The organism is Calothrix sp. CCY 0018, from assembly GCF_963920925.1.
Classification (GTDB): domain Bacteria; phylum Cyanobacteriota; class Cyanobacteriia; order Cyanobacteriales; family Nostocaceae; genus Rivularia.
Genome location: NZ_CAWUDI010000051.1, coordinates 18,151 through 33,458, shown reverse-complemented (window position 1 = coordinate 33,458; position 15,308 = coordinate 18,151). Strand labels below are relative to the sequence as shown.

Here is a 15,308-nt window from a genome sequence, read left to right as displayed (position 1 = left end):
GAACAAAGAATCTCTGCACTTATAGGGCAAAGAGTGTTAAAAAGACTAATTCCATCCAATTTAGGCAACATCAAATAAACATAAAATTAAGTCGAATTCCGTTGCTTGGGTGTATTCCCAGCCTTCAACCCCATCACCAGCAACCTCCACCGCATGATGCTGATGCTTTAAGTCTTCTGCATCATGTTTAACAATGCGATCGTCATCTTCGATTATTAAAATTTTCATCTTTTTTATAATTTCGACAATCAGTAAATTAATAAAACAATATAATCGCTACTTTGATTATCGTTGATTTACAGTTGCAACCCCCGTGACTTCGCTTTCCCATACCAGAAAAATAAAAAACCGAATTTTTCAAAAAAAATCGGTTCCTCAATAGTTCAAACTATTACAACTCATATAAAATTGCTATAGAAGTGTTTTCGCTGGAAGCGCGTGAGCCTTTGCTCGGCATGACTGCGAAACGTGTGACTGAAGGTAAAATTTAAATTTATAAAGATAATTAAAGGAAAATCTTGCCGCATATAGTGTTATAACTATTTGGATTAAAATTTTGAGCCAAGAATTGGAGGTTGATATCCTCTCTCCATCTTCTTGAAAGTCTCCTGCCGGAAAAAAGATGAGTAGCAATTATAGAAAATGGAAGCTGTAAAAAAAAGACCCATAAAACCTAAAAACTATATATCGTTCCTATACACCTACTCAACTAGTTGGGGAACTGCTGGTGATATCTGTTTAATTCGCGAAACTGTCGCTGAGGCAAGTACATCTAAATTCGTAGGTCGCAAAGTCAAGCTATCACTTCCCAGGGGAATGGAAAAGCATCGTGTGGAAGGCTATCAGGTAATCAAAATTGCCGGTCATGTCGGTGAGGGACACCCGAAAGACCCCGGCTCCGAATGGGAACCTTATGAAGGTATCGAAAGAGATGTTGCCATGATAGTTTTGAAGCCTTGGGGATTCAAGCTGGCCGATCCGGAGTAAAACCCTTGTCGGGGCAATTTGCAACTAATTATTAACCGGATGTTGCCCGTAAAAAGGTAAAGCTTCCTCCCATTCCGGACGCTTCCCTCGCTGCCAATCCAAATAAGCCAATTGCAGCATACTCGTTACCGTCGCAGCTAATCCAGAGTTTGCTTCAACAAGCCGATAATTACCATTCCAATCGGCTAATTTTTCTTCCCATACTTCTGGGGTTAATACCACATCAGACATTACAGCCGTAAGTCCGCTACCATCTGGCACAACTTGATAAATCGCACCATACAACATACCTCGTTGTGCTGGCATTTGTACGGCAATAAAATTATCATCATCGCTTCGGTTATCCCATGCAAATGCTGCCAAAGTAGAAACAGCAAACACCGGAATATTCAATTGTTGCCCTAAAGTACGAGCAACCACAACCCCGATACGAGTTCCCGTAAAACCCCCAGGTCCCTTCGCTACAGCAATAAAATCTATATCCGTCCAAGTTTGAGGTTTTACAAAATCTATTAAATATTGATGCATCAAATTAGAAATATTACGGTCTAATTTCCATACATCAGAACGCGAGTCATCAGCAAAATTACTGATAGCTAAACCTAATTCCGGAGTTGTGGTGTGTAGTGCGAAGGCGTATTTAAGCATGAGAGAGGGGGAGAGGGGGGAGAGGGGGTAGAGGGGGTAGAATACTTTTAAATTCCTAATTCCTTGCTCTAACCCTTCAAAAGATTTTAAATCTAAAATCTTTTAATTCCTAACTGCTCACTGTTCACTGTTAACTGATAACTGTTAAGTTGGCACCAATTCACCGGGACGTAATTTAGCCCATTTACCTTTTTCTTCTTTAAAACTCAAACATCCCACAACGTCCCATTCCATTTCAATTACTTCGCCTTCGGTGCGGATATTTACGTTTATACTGGGTTCGTTGGGATCAAAGGTTGGTGTTTCTGTTAAATGAGGTTGTTGGTGCTGTGTTTCTACTGCATTGTAGGTAGCACAGCGGTCTACATAATGACAATTTACGCAAATACACATATTAAAACCAACTTATATTTGTTTTGCTCTGCTTTTAATCTAGCTCAAGCCACACTGTTGTTGCCTAACCTTTGAGTTTATTTTTATTACAATGTACGGTTCAATTCTGTCTAAATTTACACCAGATTCTTTACCTTTTAATCTGGAATTATTGCCAAAACCAGCTTATTTGGTAGGTGGTGCGGTACGAGATGCTATTTTAGGAAGAAATCGGGAATATCTGGATTTAGATTTTATTTTACCTTCAGAAGCGGTAAATGTAGCTCGCAAAATAGCGAAATATCATCAAGCTGGTTTTGTTTTACTTGACGAGCAGAGGCAAATTGCTCGCGTAGTGTTTCCCAATGCTACCGTTGATATAGCCCAACAGGAAGGCGATTCTCTAGAAACTGATTTGCATCGACGAGATTTTACAATCAATGCGATCGCGTACAATATTCATACTCAAGAAATCCGAGATCCGTTACATGGTGGTGCAGATTTAGAAGCGGGTATTTTACGGATGATATCACCTGCTAATCTGGAAGATGACCCTTTACGTTTGATGCGGGGATATCGTCAAGCTGCACAATTAGGTTTTAGTATAGAAGCAGAAACCCATTCAACGATTCGCGCTTTAGCTTCCCATTTAGAAAAAGTTGCTGCGGAGCGAATTCGGGTAGAATTGGGTTATATGTTGGCAAATCCTCAAGGAACACCTTGGTTAATCAAAGCTGTTGAAGATGGTTTACTAAAAACTTCTTTTAAATATGCAACATCGCATTGTACTCTAGTTGCAGAAGTTGACAAAGTAGCTTTGCAGCTTACAGAAGAATTTCCAACTTTGAAGGAAATACTGCAACAAAATATTAGAGATACTGTAAAAACAACTTGGTTGGGTATTGCAAAATTAGCTTGTTTAGTTAATTCCAAGCCAGAAATAGCAGAAACAGAGTTAGAAAAACTTACCTATAGTAAAGCGGAAGTTCAAAGCGTAACTACAGCCTTGAGAACATTTCCCAAACTTGATGCACAATTATCCTTGAGAGAACAATACTTTTTATTCCGAGAAGCGGGTAGCGTATTCCCGACTACAGCCATTTTAGCAACAGCTTATGGTAATGTAGTCAGGGATATGTCTGAAGACAAGCCACTGACAACATACGCATCTTTACTTTCCCGCTACTTAAGCCCTGATGATCCGGTTGCACATCCCACTCAATTGGTAAGTGGGACACACATTATATCATCATTAAACATCCCTTCGTCACCACTTATAGGTAAATTACTGACAGAAATTGCAGTGGCACAAGTGGAAGGCAAAATTTCGACATTTGATGAAGCGATAGAATTTGCACGGAAGATGGTAATTGGGAATTGGGGATTGGGAATTTGAGATGATGAAATATGAAAGATAGTATCCGGCGAATAGAATTCGCTGCTACACAGGCAAAGTCCACCTCCGTGGACTAACTAATTTGTAACCCGCGCAGGCGGGTTTTGCTTGTGTAGCAGCGGTTTCAACCGCCAGGTTAAGAATCAAATTAGACTTTTGAAACATCCTCCTAATTCTTTTCCCCCTGTTCCCTATTCCCTGTTGCCTGTTCCCTCTTAAAAGCTTAATTATTAGCTTTTTCTACTAATTTCTTAAAACGTAAATACGCTTCTTCGGGTGTTAGCGCTTCCGATTTGTCATCGTGAGCAATAAAATATTCTCTGCTGTCAGGAAAAAAACGCACGGTAAAGCTGGGGATTAAACCTAGTTTCAAAGCTTTTTTACCTAGTTCATCGGTTGCGTCAGCTAAAGAATTTCCGTCGTGAAACTTGGCAGTAGACATTGTTTTTCCCCTGTTTGTTTATTTATTTATTATTTATCAATCTATTAATTAAAAGTTTTTGATGCCAGAATTAAGACACCAAAAACCACAAAAATCACATTTCTTGCTGATATTTTTCTAAGATATCTACCAAACTGACTTGGCACTGTGATGGAACCAAATCGATTAAAGAGATTTCACTTTTACCGCCACCTATCTTGATAGGAATAGACTGTAAAACATGAATGACATCTTCTTCGTCCACGGATTTATCAGAACTTATTAAAGGATAAACTTGTTCGGCGACGACGGTATGCAGTTTGGCATCGGACAAATAAAGGTGCCACTTAGCAATATCTATATAGACATTTTCGCCAATTTCAGCAGCTAGGGCTTCCATGAATTCTGCGTTGTTACTCATAAGAAAATCCCGGTAGTTTGCAAACTCACGCTTTTTAAAGCGCTCGTGGAAAAACGCCGCGAGTGGTTTTAACCACCGTTGGCATTTTTCTTTTTTTTTGGATGGTTAGTCCGCAATTAAGTAATGTTAGCCTCGATAATGTTTAGAGTCGGCTTCAAAAGGAAAACACTGGCAAAACTGGCGTTACACCTGTTTAATTTTCCAGTTATAGTGCTTGAAACTGGCTACGCATCTCAAGGTATGATTTTTAGCACTTGCTCTAAACGTAGGAATTTAATCCTTAATCTGGTCAGCTAAGAGTTTCAGAACTATGCCTGAAGCTCAGTGTCTTGAGACCTGAGTTGCTGACAGCCTCAAATTTACAAGTTACTTAAGAATTATGCTGAAATTCTCAAGTTAACTTTACCACCACAAGTTGCGATCGCTTTCACTTTGATAATCCATCTTCAGGTAGATTTTGTGGGATTATCTGAATAATCGGCAATGACTGAAATATAAATCAGATGGGAGACTAATATTCCCAACCAGCTTAATGTGAAAATGGGCAACCATTCCCAGTTAGTTGAAAGAAAATTGTGAAAAAACCACAAGCCAGAATTGAATAAAGCAAATGTCGCCACATGAACGGCGAAATTCATTCTATCTTCCAGTTTACGGTAAGCTGGGTCGTTTTTACGGTCTGGTTCGCGGGGCCAACGTGGAGGCATTATATTAATTAGAGTAAACAATAATTTTGGTGTAGAGACGCGGCATTGATGGAAGATGTAGCACTGCGCCCCGTCTCTACATTATTAATTTTAATGTTATCCGCGTCACAAATCTAATTTACTTAGAATAGAAGCAGCAATCTAAAATCCAAAATCGCTAAGTGCCAACATATTCGTAAAGCTTGGCAGCGTTTAGAAGAGCAAAATTGGCTATCTATTACCTCAACATAATATACATCTTTGGAAACAACCAAAGCCTTACAACCACTAGCTTTTTAAGTGCGATACACATGAAGGTGTCGGCTAAGCCGCACAGTAAGGTGAACGCCTATCGCTAACCCGCAGAGGTAGCTAATTTATACGTAAAATTAGGCATTTAAGATGCTCATAATTAATAATTAATTGTAGATATTAAATTCTATATTTTGGATTTCTCAGTAAGATTACAGCTAGCTATAGATTCATTACTTTTATCTCTCTTTACCTCTTCCCTCAGCGCTCTCAGCACGCCACTTGCCTGACTGTCGGCGGCACGTTTTGGGGGGAAGCTTCCCCCCAAAAGCTGCCTTGGGAACCCGCCCCTATCAGTGGCTTGTCTAGTAAGGTTTTTTTAAATCGATAATCTTCTGCTAAAAACGAGCAGTCTAAAAAGACACAACCTGCTGAAATCAAAAATCTATTTTCGCCTATTTTTCGGAATTCGCCAATGTCAAACCTGTAGTTATCAATTAAACTGAGTCGTTATCAGGAAACCATTAATATTACTATGTCGCGCAAAAAGAAAGAGCCAAGCGGGTGCGGATGTTTAAATATTCCAATATCAGTAATTATACTGTTTTTAGGAGGTGGTATCTGGTTATTTACTCAGAGAGATAACTTAGGTATCAGCAAAATTATTCCTAATAGCGAGCAATTAAATATTCCTTTCATTTCTCCAAAGCCGACTCCAACTTTTGCTTCAATTCCTAAACAATCAACTCCAAAACTTCCTTCAAATCCGGCTCCAGTAGTTTCTTCAGTTCCTACCCCAACACCAAAAGCGACTCCAACACCAACACCAACTCTATCTCCAAAAAACGAAACTCAAGTTAAACAAGCTTCTCCAAAACCAACAGCACCACCTCAAACACCTTGGGAGAAAAAAGAAATTAGAGGAATTTATTTAAGTCGCTATCAAGTTACAAATAATGCCAGCGAAGAAATGATTCGTCGAAGAGTTCGTTACTACAAGAGTAAAGGATTTAATACAATTATTCATGGTGTTTGGGGTAATGCTTGTACCATGTATAAAAGCGAAGTCATGCAGCAAACCCTGGGCTTTAAAAGTTGTCCAAATCTGTTTCAAGATAAATGGTTGGATTGGTTAATTGATGAAGCTCATAAACAAGGAATGGAAGTTCACGCTTATTTTGAAAAAGGGATTAAAATCGATAAAAATAGTCCGATATTCGATTTAGCAATTTCTAAAAGATGGATTGTCCCCGGTGTAGATAAAACCTATGCAAGAATAGATCATTACGTGCTTGATGTTGAGGTACCTGAAGTTGCAAATTTCTTCAGAGACATATTAGCCGAATTCGTCACAAAATATCCTAAAATCGATGCAGTACAATGGGATGATTATTTAGGTTATCATGCAGAATTACCAGGTAAAGTTAATCGCACCGATAAATTAACAAAATTTACCCAGCAAATGATAGCTGCAATGAAACAAGCTAACCCATCAGTTAGTTTTGATATTTGCCATCATAATCCTTATTGGGCTAAAAGATATTTCGCTGCCGATTATCAAAAATGGAAAGTTGATAGAGTATTTATTCAAGCTTATAACGAAGATGGTTTTCAAGAAGAAGTTAATTACGCTAAAAAAGTTGATGGCATTGCCATAAGTGACAGACAATTTCATCGGGTAGAAGAATTAGTAAATAATAAAGAGATTAAAAGTATTTTAGTATTTCCGATTGCTGGAAAGCCGAAAGAAACAGCTGCTAAATTAAATCAATTGATAGAAACAAAGGGAACAGATAAAAAATGACTCTTGGCTCGTAGTAGCGCTTCAGCGCATCCTGATTCCAAAATATGATGCGCTGAAGCGCTACTACGAACCTATTTTTTAATTTAATTCCCACATTACTGTTTTAGATTCTTTATCCTTAACTCGACTAATAAAACTTAATTTCTCCAAACTCCGCAAATAAATTTTACAAGTATTACTATTTAATCCCGTTCCCGTAACTATTTCTTCCGTACTTAGTTTACCATCCGAAGTTTTGCGAATTACTAGAAGTATATGGTTAGCAGTATTTATATAAGAAACAAAACATACATTAGTTATTTCCGAAGGTTTAACCAAATCCTGCTTTTTTGCTTCCTTTAAGATTGAAAATACTTTTTGCTCGTCTGCCATTTTTAAATACAATCCTTTATAGGGATTCTATCATGTTTCATTGCGATCGCTATTGCCTGTTCCCCATTCCCTATTCCCTTTCTCAAAGAATTATTTTATGAATCAAAACGAATTGATATAGCTAGAGACATTACGCGCACGACAAGAGACACTTAGGGCACAACAGGAAGCACAACGCGCCGATATTGCAGAACAAAAAGCCCAACAAATGGCGGAAAAGTTGCGCGAGTTAGGGATAGAGATCCACCAGATAGCTTGAGTTAACAAAATAATTAATTATAAATTTCTCTACGATGTCCAACTTGATGAATAATAATAATATTCGGCTCGTTGCTGAATCTGTAGAGAACGCGATAGTCACCGACTCTCAACTTATAAAAATCTGCCGGCTTCACCTGTTAAGGGTTGAGGAGTTAACTGCTCGAAATTTTCTGCAAGCCAATTGATTTTATTAATAATTCGGATTTGTATAACCTGAGTTAACTTTTCTAAGTCAGTGACGGATTCTTCTGTAAACTCCAGTTCATAATTCATCTAAAGACCTCCGGGAGTTTGGAAACTTCGTCTCTTTAGAGCGAAGAGGAAAAACGACACGAGCAAATTTATTTGCCGTGAAATAGCACTAAAAAGCATAAGAGTATCCGTCCTTTCTATGAATAGTTTTGCAGTGTTTATGTGAGATGCCTTGTACTAGTCTTTCACGGGTTGAAATATTAAAGCTACCAGTACTTCTAGTGGCTATTCTCCCTATGTATTCGCCAACTTTTTTACCTGTTGTTACAACAGCTTTTACAATGTCTCCTGTCTGGAAACCTTTAACAAATTTGAATCTAGGTACATATCTTGCAGGGAATCCATACTTGTCTGTTCTGCACATTTGACGTGTTCCATGACCATTACATTTTATTTTCAATGGTTGGTTTGTCAGTAGTTTTATATTGTTAATATCACCAACACAAGCAGCATCAATCCAATGTTGTTTTTTAAGATTTAACCTAGTTCGGTTGTATTTTGTTTGGGCTCCTGTCGCAGTTTTTGTTGGTAATAAACTAGATAAAACCGTTACTAATTTGTTTCTAGTTGCATTAACTGCGGCAGCATCTAAAAGCGGTTTTTTAGTCTTAGATTTAATCTTTTTAAGTAAGTCAGGCTTCTTTTTAAGAAACTCTTCAACTAGCTTATTTCCTTTCTTTTGATTACATTTTTCGCAAGCTAAACAAAGATTACTTATTCTATTACTACCTCCTTTTGACTTGGGAAGAATATGTTCTATCTGCAATGGAACATCTTTTTTGCTGCAATAAGTACATTCTCTACTCCATTTTTCAAGTAGATATTCACGCACCTGATAACCTTTTAATTCCCCTTGTTGATATTCGACTCCACTCCTAACTGGGTTTTGCATCAACGCCATGTCAAATTTAACTTTTTCAATCCATAACTCTGATATTGGCACATAACACACTAAGCGTTTTACCCACGTTTCAGTTGTTAGGATTCTATGTTCTAAACTTGGTGGCAGCCAATTATCTTTACGTTTGCGATTATCAAAACGTGGTTTTCTGTGCCGAGTTTTTCTATTTCTGCGGCTACTCCTTAATTGTCTGCGTGACAACAAAGCAACTTTTATCTGATAACCTCGGTGTTCTAAGTCAGCAGCCCAAATCACATTTTCACCGTCAAGCAATGCAATACCTGTAAATTTACTACCGGGGTCAAGTTTTAACGTTAACGGTCTAATGACTGGGTTATCAATTGCAGTTTTTAGTATTAATGTAAACGGATACATTCGGTAAACTGCTGCCTTACCCTTTTCTAATAATCTACGAGCTTGTTTTGGCGTTACTGGGTTTAATTGTTGTTTATTTGTATCAATTATGAAAACGTAGTTTTGTTGCATTGTTAGTGCCTTAATAGTAATGTTAGCTTCGACATTGTTAACGGTCGGTAACTGTCTAAAAAGCACTTCCTTAACCCCTTAAAGATGTTTAACTTATTAGTTCTAGAGCAAGGAACTAGCTACGCATTCCTTGGTAGGTTCTTAAACACTTGCCGTTAACGATAGTCTGGTCAACTTGGGGCTACCAGTTTTTAGGCTGGATGCCCCGTCTCTTTAGAGCGGGGTCGTTGACATCTTTAATTTGCATATTAATCCCTTAATGAATTTAAAAAGCAGACTCGAAAGCCTGCTCTACAAGAATTATAAATCTGTTTTAAAAATTGTAACTAAAAACCTGAATGGTGCTATTCTCTGGTAAACTACCGGGATTCACGCTAATCGTATCGCTCTCACTACGATTTACTTTCATTCCACCCATTAACGTCAGAAAATCATCTACGGGAGCAATATCACAACTATTGTTATCCGCAGCTTGAGTACGATAATGAGTAGGAACAATTAACTTCGGATTCAGAATCTGAATTGCTTTCCTAGCTTCTTCGGCATTATAAGCCTTATCGCTACCACCTACAGGTACTAATAGCACGTCAGGACGACCCATCAAAATCTTTTGTTCTAACGAAATAGGTGCAGCAGCCCCCCCTAAATGCAAGATATTAACCCCTGCTTGCTTCCACTGCCAAGCCGTATTTATACCAAAGCGTTTTCCACCAACGCGATCGTGATCGATCGCTATTCCTTGAAACTTGATTTCTTTAAACTGGTAAACCCCAGGCTGATAAATTAATTTAGGCCCTCCTGGCAAACCTTCAACCGCACCTTCATCCAGCAATTGACTGCTGATTAATACCAAGTCGGCGGCAACATTTGGTGGACGATAGCCAGCAGTACAGCCTATAGTACGAAAAGGGTTAACTAAAATTTTTGTGCCGCCACCTGTAAACAAAAAGCTAGTATGGCCTAACCACTTAATTGACAGCGAATCACCAGATTGGGCATTTACTCGCAACCCAGAACCCAGATTAGCAAACAACGCACCTGCTAACCCCGCTCCAGCGTAGCCAATCAATTGTCGTCGTTTCATTTACTCTCTCAAAGGTAATTTTTCTAGAAAGTTTTGCAATAATTGCTTTCCCGAATTTGTCAGGATACTCTCTGGGTGAAATTGGACACCTTCTATGTGAGGAAAGTTCCTGTGTCGTACTCCCATAATTGTCCCATCCTCAACCCAGGCAGTGATTTCCAACGTTTCCGGAATTGTTTCTCGCTCTATTACTAAACTATGATACCTGGTTGCGGTCATCGGATTGTCTAAACCGCGAAAAACTCCTACCCCAGTATGAAAAACTTCAGAAGTTTTGCCGTGCATCAACTCCGGAGCAGGAACTATTTTACCGCCAAATACTTGACCAATACTTTGATGTCCCAAACATACGCCTAAAATTGGGTAGTTGGGTGCAAATTCTGCAATTAATTGTAAAGAAATTCCTGCATCTTCCGGTCTTCCAGGCCCCGGAGAAATTACTATACCATCAGGATTTAATGCCCGAATTTGATCTAAAGATATTTTATTGTTACGAAATACCTTAATTTGACTTGCCACAGGAAAATTTACAGCCAGTTCACCCAAATACTGTACCAAATTATAGGTAAAGCTGTCGTAATTATCTATGACTATCAGCACAGCGATTAAAATCCTAAGTTTTATCTCTGATGCCAAGTTTATCCGATTGTCTTAACCGTTTATCTCAACTGTAAATTACAAAAATTACAAAGACGATAAAATCAACTCGAACAAAGGAGGCAATATCAGAATAGCAGCTACTAGCAACGCCACCAAAGCCGAAACCAACACCGCAGCAGCAGCACAGTCTTTAGCAATTTTCGCTAATTCATGATACTTTTGCTCAACTGTCAAGTCAACAACAGACTCAACGGCTGTATTAAGCAACTCCAAAGCTAAAACTAAACCGCTAGTAACTCCGATTACCGCAATTTCTACCGGCTTCAGATGCAAAAAAACGCTTAAGCCAATAGCCAAAGCGCAAACAGATAGGTGGATGCGGAAATTACGCTGAGTTTGAAAAGCGTAAGTAATTCCAGCCCAGGCATATTTAAAACTAATAAACAAGTTCGAGGCAACTGCCCAAGATAATTCTCTTTGTTTAGACACTACGGTTTCTAAACGGTTTGCTTTAGGTGAAGATGAAATTTGTTGGGACATAGGCTTTCTAAATATAGTTGCTACAAACATAAGATGAAATTTTTCCCGAAATTTAAAGGTTAAATCAATATTTTGGCAATTTTCTAAAGGAATATTTTAAAGATGAGATCAAAAAAAGCTCATAAGCGAATCTATTCTAGGTCTATATCAATACTTAATGTCTTCAGTAGCATTACCTGCTTTTCTAGCATTCTTCGCAAACTCTCTTCATCAGGATGATCCCAGCCGATAAGATGCAGCAAACCATGAGATGTTAGCCAAGCTAATTCTGTTTTCAAGGGATGTCCTTGCTGCATTGCTTGCCTACGAGCAGTATCAATGGAAACAACAATATCACCCAAATATAAAGGCTCATCCTCCGTATCAATTTCTGTAACGTGTGGCGAATCTACTTCTAAAGCTGCAAAAGCCAAAACATCTGTAGGCTTATCTTGATGACGGTATTGAGAATTTAAGGTTTGCATTTCTGAGTCATCTGTCAAACGCAGCCCAATTTCGTAAGCAGAAACTAGGGGGATATCGGATTGCATCATATCCACCCATTGACAAAACCATTTTTGCCAAGTTTCTGCACAAATGCGGACATCTTTATCCTCATTCTCCACAGCCTCGTTCGGAGAAGATTTATAATAATTATCCTGCACGTAAACTTCAACGGAAAGCCGTTTATCCACTCAATCTCCCCTCGTCAATGAGTTAGATAAGCAAGACCAATTAAAACAGCCAACAGTCCAAAAGTAGTAAGTGCAAAATGCTGTAGCGAGGTGCCACCCTTTTGCACCATATTACGCATCGCCAGTTTCGTATAGCTAGGTTTATCTTCCTTGGTAGAAGAGTCGTTCATAAAAATTCCATAACAAACTCTTCTTCCAATGTAACAAATTGTTGAGAAATGGAGCGCCAATTTGGCATTTTCTAAGAATTTGGTAATTGGTAGTTGGTAATTGGGCAAATACAGATCAAAGGTTAAAGGTTATAGGTCAAAGGTGAAGAGTTAGGAATTAGGAGTTAGGAGTTAAGAATTTTTCTACCCCCTCTACCCCCTCTCTCCTTGTCCCCTTGTCTCCCTATCTCCCCATCTCCCTATTCCCCATTCTCAGTAATCTGATTCTCCTGCCTTAGATAAGCTTGAATGAAGGAATCTAATTCTCCATCCATTACGTCTGCTATGGCGGTTGTTTCGATATTAGTACGCAAGTCTTTCACCATCTGATAAGGATGGAAGACGTAGTTACGTATCTGGTTTCCCCAAGAAGCTTCTACCATGTCACCGCGAATTTCGGCGACTTCTTGGGCGTGTTGTTCTTGAGCGACAATTAATAGCTTCGCTTTGAGACGAGCAAGGGCTTTTTCTTTGTTTTGCAGTTGCGATCGCTCTTCGGTACATCGCACTGCAATATTTGTGGGCAGGTGAACAATTCGGACTGCGGTTTCAACTTTGTTAACGTTTTGTCCGCCTTTACCACCTGCTCTAGATGTAGTAATTTCTAAATCCTTATCGGGGATATCCAATTCTACATTGTCATCTATCTGCGGCATGACTTCTACGCCAGCAAAACTAGTTTGTCGTTTACCGTTAGCGTTAAAAGGAGAAATTCTTACTAAGCGATGGGTACCCATTTCCGAACGTAAATACCCGTAGGCATAACGCCCCGTAATTTCCAGAGTCACCGATTTTATACCAGCTTCATCTCCGGAAGATTCATCGGAAATTGTAACTTTATAGCCGTGACTTTCTCCCCAACGGGTATACATTCGCATCATCATTTCTGCCCAGTCTTGAGCGTCAGTACCGCCAGCACCGGCCATGATAGTTAATAAAGCGCCTTTGCTATCGTAGGGGCCAGAAAGTAACTGCTGTAACTCCCACTGGTCGAGTTCGCGGCTGAGGGTTGTAACGTTAGATACAGCTTCATTCAGTAGCGAATCATCGGTGTCGGACTCTAATAATTCAACAACTGCCCTGGTATCCTCTAAGCTAGAATGCCAGTCATGATACTGTTGCAGATGCTCTTTGAGTTCGTTAAGCTCTTGCATCGTATCTTGAGCCTTATTTTGATCTTCCCAAAATTCCGGCTGTGCTGCGATTTGTTCTAAATCTTGAATCTTAGCTTTGAGTGCGGGTAAGTCAAAGATAGTCCTGAGTTTTACCCAGGCGTAAGGATAGCGTTTCGATTTCCCGTTTGATTTCTAGAACTTCCATATTTGTTTGTGATTTTTAGCTTTGATGCTTCTAGAATCTGCTTGACACTCTGCCCTTTAAAAAGAGGCAGATTCTTTAAGACTCGCTTAAAAGGGATAGTCAAATATCCCCCTAGACGCTCAAAACAACTATCAAAATTGATGTTGCAATTGCGCTTACTTGTATCAATACTATGCGATCCTACGTCCATCACTTCTGCCAGTTCGGTACGCTCAACATCCTGCCATTACTTGCTCGTCTAGTCGTTATGCATCTTGCATCCGGTTCTTCGTTGCGGGGATTTCACCGTACTAGGAATGCTTCTTCACGTAGATGGTTGTTCCTACTTGCTACTAATATTTTACCACAGCAGATAAATCTGCTTGGGTCAGTTTTCCACCCTGCTTTAAAAAGACAGGGCTACCAACTTCCCAGATGTTTTACGTGTATTTTATACTCCTTTATGATTCTAGCGATTGTCTGGAAAATTTTCCCGTTTTAATGTTTTTTGATGTATTGAGATTTTAATTACCCTCAGACTGGAAGTCTGGGGCTACACAAGCAAAGCCCACCTGCGTGGGCTGGAATTTCTATGATTTTGATTTTATTAGGACACATTACGTATCGTAGTACGAAAAAGGGAATTGGGCATGGGGCATAGTTAGAAGTAGGGAGTAGGAAGTAGGGAGTAAAGAGTAAAGAGTAAAGAGTAATTATTTTCTCCTTGTCCCCTTGTCCCCTTGTCTCTCCATCTCCCCATCCCCCATCTCTTCTTAATCTCTACCGCCGCCGCTAATAGCAATCAATAGGCGTAAGATGAAGATGAATAAATTGATGTAGGTAAGGTACATCGATAATGCTGCGGGTAAATATTCATCATCTTTATAGGTACGGGGTAGTACGTAAAAGTCAACTACCGCAGCACCAGCGAATAACAATACACCTAAGCCAGAAATACCGATTTCCAACCATCCAGGGGTATATACGCCAAAAAAGGAAAGTCCTAATTGCAGTACCAAAACTACAAGTAAGGCAATTACACCCAAACGGACGGTTTTAGTTAAAGCCATACCGTCAGAGTCGGAAAGGTTTGAACCAATCTGACGGGCGGCGATAAAGGTAACGCCACAACCAAGGGCGGCGATACCAATGCCCTCAATGCCTACTCCTTGAGTTCTCAGCGCTACAAATACTAAGCCGCTAAGGGTGTACCCAGATAGGAGGCTGTAGGCTGCTAGTAGAGGTAATGCAACTTGCTTGTTACCTTTAGCAGCTACATTTTGAGCGACGAAAAACAAAATTAACTCTACGATTATCGCACCAATAAAGGTGGGGAAAAATAATTCGGGATGATTGCGGATAACACCTAGTCCACCATAAGTTCCCAAAGCAGTAAGTACTAATCCACCACCTACGTAAGGAAGTGCATTGGCGATTACGTTTGGCCCTATAAGGGCTTGATTTTTAGCGTCGCGAATGGCGTTGCGGAAATTGCTCGTATTACTCATATTTACAATAAGTTCTTAATTGAGATATTGTTCTTCTCCTATTTTTACGCAATTTATTTAATTCATGCTCAGTCATTGGTTCAGTTATTGGTTCTCTTAAGAACAATTTAATAATCTTAAAAGTCACTCCAGTTA

20 protein-coding genes are annotated in these 15,308 nt (G+C 39.3%); 3 read left to right on the top strand and 17 right to left on the bottom strand.

Annotation, left to right across the window (positions count from 1 at the left end; translation table 11 throughout):
• Positions 1 to 60: 60 nt before the first annotated feature.
• The gene (locus ACM03V_RS28460; protein ID WP_414624173.1) at positions 61 to 228 is read right to left on the bottom strand and encodes a hypothetical protein; all 168 of its coding nucleotides are present in this window, start codon (positions 226 to 228) and stop codon (positions 61 to 63) included.
• A 414-nt stretch (positions 229 to 642) separates the two neighbouring features.
• On the opposite strand from ACM03V_RS28460, the gene ACM03V_RS28455 reads away from it, so the two are divergent.
• A complete protein-coding gene (locus ACM03V_RS28455) occupies positions 643 to 987 on the top strand; it encodes a hypothetical protein (RefSeq protein ID WP_414624172.1) in 345 nt (114 codons plus the stop codon).
• A 24-nt stretch (positions 988 to 1,011) separates the two neighbouring features.
• On the opposite strand, the gene tsaB is transcribed toward ACM03V_RS28455, so the two are convergent.
• Positions 1,012 to 1,635, bottom strand: coding sequence for a tRNA (adenosine(37)-N6)-threonylcarbamoyltransferase complex dimerization subunit type 1 TsaB (gene tsaB, locus ACM03V_RS28450; RefSeq protein ID WP_414624171.1), 624 nt, complete (start codon positions 1,633 to 1,635; stop codon positions 1,012 to 1,014).
• Positions 1,636 to 1,779: 144 nt separating this feature from the next.
• Positions 1,780 to 2,028, bottom strand: a complete 249-nt coding sequence (locus ACM03V_RS28445) for a Ycf34 family protein (RefSeq protein WP_414624170.1) — start codon at positions 2,026 to 2,028, stop codon at positions 1,780 to 1,782.
• Between the two features lie 91 nt (positions 2,029 to 2,119).
• Between ACM03V_RS28445 and ACM03V_RS28440 the strand changes: the two genes are divergently transcribed.
• A complete protein-coding gene (locus ACM03V_RS28440) occupies positions 2,120 to 3,403 on the top strand; it encodes a CCA tRNA nucleotidyltransferase (RefSeq protein WP_414624169.1) in 1,284 nt (427 codons plus the stop codon).
• Between the two features lie 223 nt (positions 3,404 to 3,626).
• Here the strand turns inward: ACM03V_RS28440 and ACM03V_RS28435 are convergent, their stop codons facing one another.
• The 3 genes from ACM03V_RS28435 to ACM03V_RS28425 all read right to left on the bottom strand — a co-directional run bounded on the left by ACM03V_RS28435 (position 3,627) and on the right by ACM03V_RS28425 (position 4,952).
• Positions 3,627 to 3,845 carry a hypothetical protein gene (locus ACM03V_RS28435; protein WP_414624168.1) on the bottom strand — a complete coding sequence of 73 codons (219 nt, stop codon included), beginning with the start codon at positions 3,843 to 3,845 and terminating at the stop codon, positions 3,627 to 3,629.
• 94 nt (positions 3,846 to 3,939) lie between these two features.
• Complete coding sequence (locus ACM03V_RS28430) at positions 3,940 to 4,245, bottom strand: DUF3181 family protein (RefSeq protein WP_414624167.1); 306 nt, start codon at positions 4,243 to 4,245, stop codon at positions 3,940 to 3,942.
• A 446-nt stretch (positions 4,246 to 4,691) separates the two neighbouring features.
• Positions 4,692 to 4,952 carry a hypothetical protein gene (locus ACM03V_RS28425; protein ID WP_414624166.1) on the bottom strand — a complete coding sequence of 87 codons (261 nt, stop codon included), beginning with the start codon at positions 4,950 to 4,952 and terminating at the stop codon, positions 4,692 to 4,694.
• A 766-nt stretch (positions 4,953 to 5,718) separates the two neighbouring features.
• Between ACM03V_RS28425 and ACM03V_RS28420 the strand changes: the two genes are divergently transcribed.
• Entirely contained in the window at positions 5,719 to 6,987 is a 1,269-nt protein-coding gene (locus ACM03V_RS28420; RefSeq protein ID WP_414624165.1) for a family 10 glycosylhydrolase, read from the top strand.
• 78 nt (positions 6,988 to 7,065) lie between these two features.
• On the opposite strand, the gene ACM03V_RS28415 is transcribed toward ACM03V_RS28420, so the two are convergent.
• The 11 genes from ACM03V_RS28415 to ACM03V_RS28365 all read right to left on the bottom strand — a co-directional run bounded on the left by ACM03V_RS28415 (position 7,066) and on the right by ACM03V_RS28365 (position 15,173).
• The gene (locus ACM03V_RS28415) at positions 7,066 to 7,359 is read right to left on the bottom strand and encodes a hypothetical protein (RefSeq protein ID WP_414624164.1); all 294 of its coding nucleotides are present in this window, start codon (positions 7,357 to 7,359) and stop codon (positions 7,066 to 7,068) included.
• A gap of 272 nt (positions 7,360 to 7,631) precedes the next feature.
• Positions 7,632 to 7,754, bottom strand: a complete 123-nt coding sequence (locus ACM03V_RS28410) for a type II toxin-antitoxin system RelE family toxin (RefSeq protein ID WP_414624163.1) — start codon at positions 7,752 to 7,754, stop codon at positions 7,632 to 7,634.
• On the bottom strand, positions 7,732 to 7,893 hold the full coding sequence (locus ACM03V_RS28405; protein ID WP_414624162.1) for a type II toxin-antitoxin system RelE family toxin: 162 nt from the start codon (positions 7,891 to 7,893) through the stop codon (positions 7,732 to 7,734). Before ACM03V_RS28405 ends, ACM03V_RS28410 begins: the two co-directional genes overlap by 23 nt.
• Positions 7,894 to 7,981: 88 nt before the next feature.
• The gene (iscB, locus tag ACM03V_RS28400; protein ID WP_414624161.1) at positions 7,982 to 9,259 is read right to left on the bottom strand and encodes an RNA-guided endonuclease IscB; all 1,278 of its coding nucleotides are present in this window, start codon (positions 9,257 to 9,259) and stop codon (positions 7,982 to 7,984) included.
• A gap of 313 nt (positions 9,260 to 9,572) precedes the next feature.
• Positions 9,573 to 10,343 (bottom strand): MBL fold metallo-hydrolase, encoded by a 771-nt coding sequence (locus tag ACM03V_RS28395; protein ID WP_414624160.1) that lies wholly within the window; start codon positions 10,341 to 10,343, stop codon positions 9,573 to 9,575.
• Positions 10,344 to 10,943, bottom strand: coding sequence for an anthranilate synthase component II (locus tag ACM03V_RS28390; protein WP_414624159.1), 600 nt, complete (start codon positions 10,941 to 10,943; stop codon positions 10,344 to 10,346). It lies immediately after the preceding gene.
• An 84-nt stretch (positions 10,944 to 11,027) separates the two neighbouring features.
• Positions 11,028 to 11,483 (bottom strand): diacylglycerol kinase family protein, encoded by a 456-nt coding sequence (locus tag ACM03V_RS28385; RefSeq protein ID WP_414624158.1) that lies wholly within the window; start codon positions 11,481 to 11,483, stop codon positions 11,028 to 11,030.
• Between the two features lie 131 nt (positions 11,484 to 11,614).
• Positions 11,615 to 12,157 carry an rRNA maturation RNase YbeY gene (ybeY, locus tag ACM03V_RS28380; RefSeq protein ID WP_414624157.1) on the bottom strand — a complete coding sequence of 181 codons (543 nt, stop codon included), beginning with the start codon at positions 12,155 to 12,157 and terminating at the stop codon, positions 11,615 to 11,617.
• Positions 12,158 to 12,171: 14 nt separating this feature from the next.
• Positions 12,172 to 12,327 carry a DUF3285 domain-containing protein gene (locus ACM03V_RS28375; protein WP_414624156.1) on the bottom strand — a complete coding sequence of 52 codons (156 nt, stop codon included), beginning with the start codon at positions 12,325 to 12,327 and terminating at the stop codon, positions 12,172 to 12,174.
• Positions 12,328 to 12,566: 239 nt separating this feature from the next.
• A protein-coding gene (prfB, locus tag ACM03V_RS28370; RefSeq protein ID WP_414624155.1) for a peptide chain release factor 2 occupies positions 12,567 to 13,686 on the bottom strand; the annotation gives its coding sequence in 2 pieces (ribosomal slippage) (positions 12,567 to 13,613 and positions 13,615 to 13,686; 1,119 coding nt in all).
• A 752-nt stretch (positions 13,687 to 14,438) separates the two neighbouring features.
• Complete coding sequence (locus tag ACM03V_RS28365) at positions 14,439 to 15,173, bottom strand: Bax inhibitor-1 family protein (RefSeq protein ID WP_414624154.1); 735 nt, start codon at positions 15,171 to 15,173, stop codon at positions 14,439 to 14,441.
• Positions 15,174 to 15,308: the final 135 nt, after the last annotated feature.

What these genes read in the sequence shown, in the direction of transcription:
- ACM03V_RS28435 (WP_414624168.1), bottom strand. Translation starts at nt 3,845, where the DNA reads ATGTCTACTGCCAAGTTTCACGACGGAAATTCTTTAGCTGACGCAACC.
- ACM03V_RS28365 (WP_414624154.1), bottom strand. Translation starts at nt 15,173, where the DNA reads ATGAGTAATACGAGCAATTTCCGCAACGCCATTCGCGACGCTAAAAAT.
- ACM03V_RS28395 (WP_414624160.1), bottom strand. Translation starts at nt 10,343, where the DNA reads ATGAAACGACGACAATTGATTGGCTACGCTGGAGCGGGGTTAGCAGGT.
- ACM03V_RS28385 (WP_414624158.1), bottom strand. Translation starts at nt 11,483, where the DNA reads ATGTCCCAACAAATTTCATCTTCACCTAAAGCAAACCGTTTAGAAACC.
- ACM03V_RS28405 (WP_414624162.1), bottom strand. Translation starts at nt 7,893, where the DNA reads ATGAATTATGAACTGGAGTTTACAGAAGAATCCGTCACTGACTTAGAA.
- ACM03V_RS28415 (WP_414624164.1), bottom strand. Translation starts at nt 7,359, where the DNA reads ATGGCAGACGAGCAAAAAGTATTTTCAATCTTAAAGGAAGCAAAAAAG.
- ACM03V_RS28430 (WP_414624167.1), bottom strand. Translation starts at nt 4,245, where the DNA reads ATGAGTAACAACGCAGAATTCATGGAAGCCCTAGCTGCTGAAATTGGC.
- iscB (WP_414624161.1), bottom strand. Translation starts at nt 9,259, where the DNA reads ATGCAACAAAACTACGTTTTCATAATTGATACAAATAAACAACAATTA.
- ACM03V_RS28420 (WP_414624165.1), top strand. Translation starts at nt 5,719, where the DNA reads ATGTCGCGCAAAAAGAAAGAGCCAAGCGGGTGCGGATGTTTAAATATT.
- ACM03V_RS28375 (WP_414624156.1), bottom strand. Translation starts at nt 12,327, where the DNA reads ATGAACGACTCTTCTACCAAGGAAGATAAACCTAGCTATACGAAACTG.
- tsaB (WP_414624171.1), bottom strand. Translation starts at nt 1,635, where the DNA reads ATGCTTAAATACGCCTTCGCACTACACACCACAACTCCGGAATTAGGT.
- ACM03V_RS28460 (WP_414624173.1), bottom strand. Translation starts at nt 228, where the DNA reads ATGAAAATTTTAATAATCGAAGATGACGATCGCATTGTTAAACATGAT.
- ACM03V_RS28445 (WP_414624170.1), bottom strand. Translation starts at nt 2,028, where the DNA reads ATGTGTATTTGCGTAAATTGTCATTATGTAGACCGCTGTGCTACCTAC.
- ACM03V_RS28455 (WP_414624172.1), top strand. Translation starts at nt 643, where the DNA reads ATGGAAGCTGTAAAAAAAAGACCCATAAAACCTAAAAACTATATATCG.
- ACM03V_RS28425 (WP_414624166.1), bottom strand. Translation starts at nt 4,952, where the DNA reads ATGCCTCCACGTTGGCCCCGCGAACCAGACCGTAAAAACGACCCAGCT.
- ACM03V_RS28440 (WP_414624169.1), top strand. Translation starts at nt 2,120, where the DNA reads ATGTACGGTTCAATTCTGTCTAAATTTACACCAGATTCTTTACCTTTT.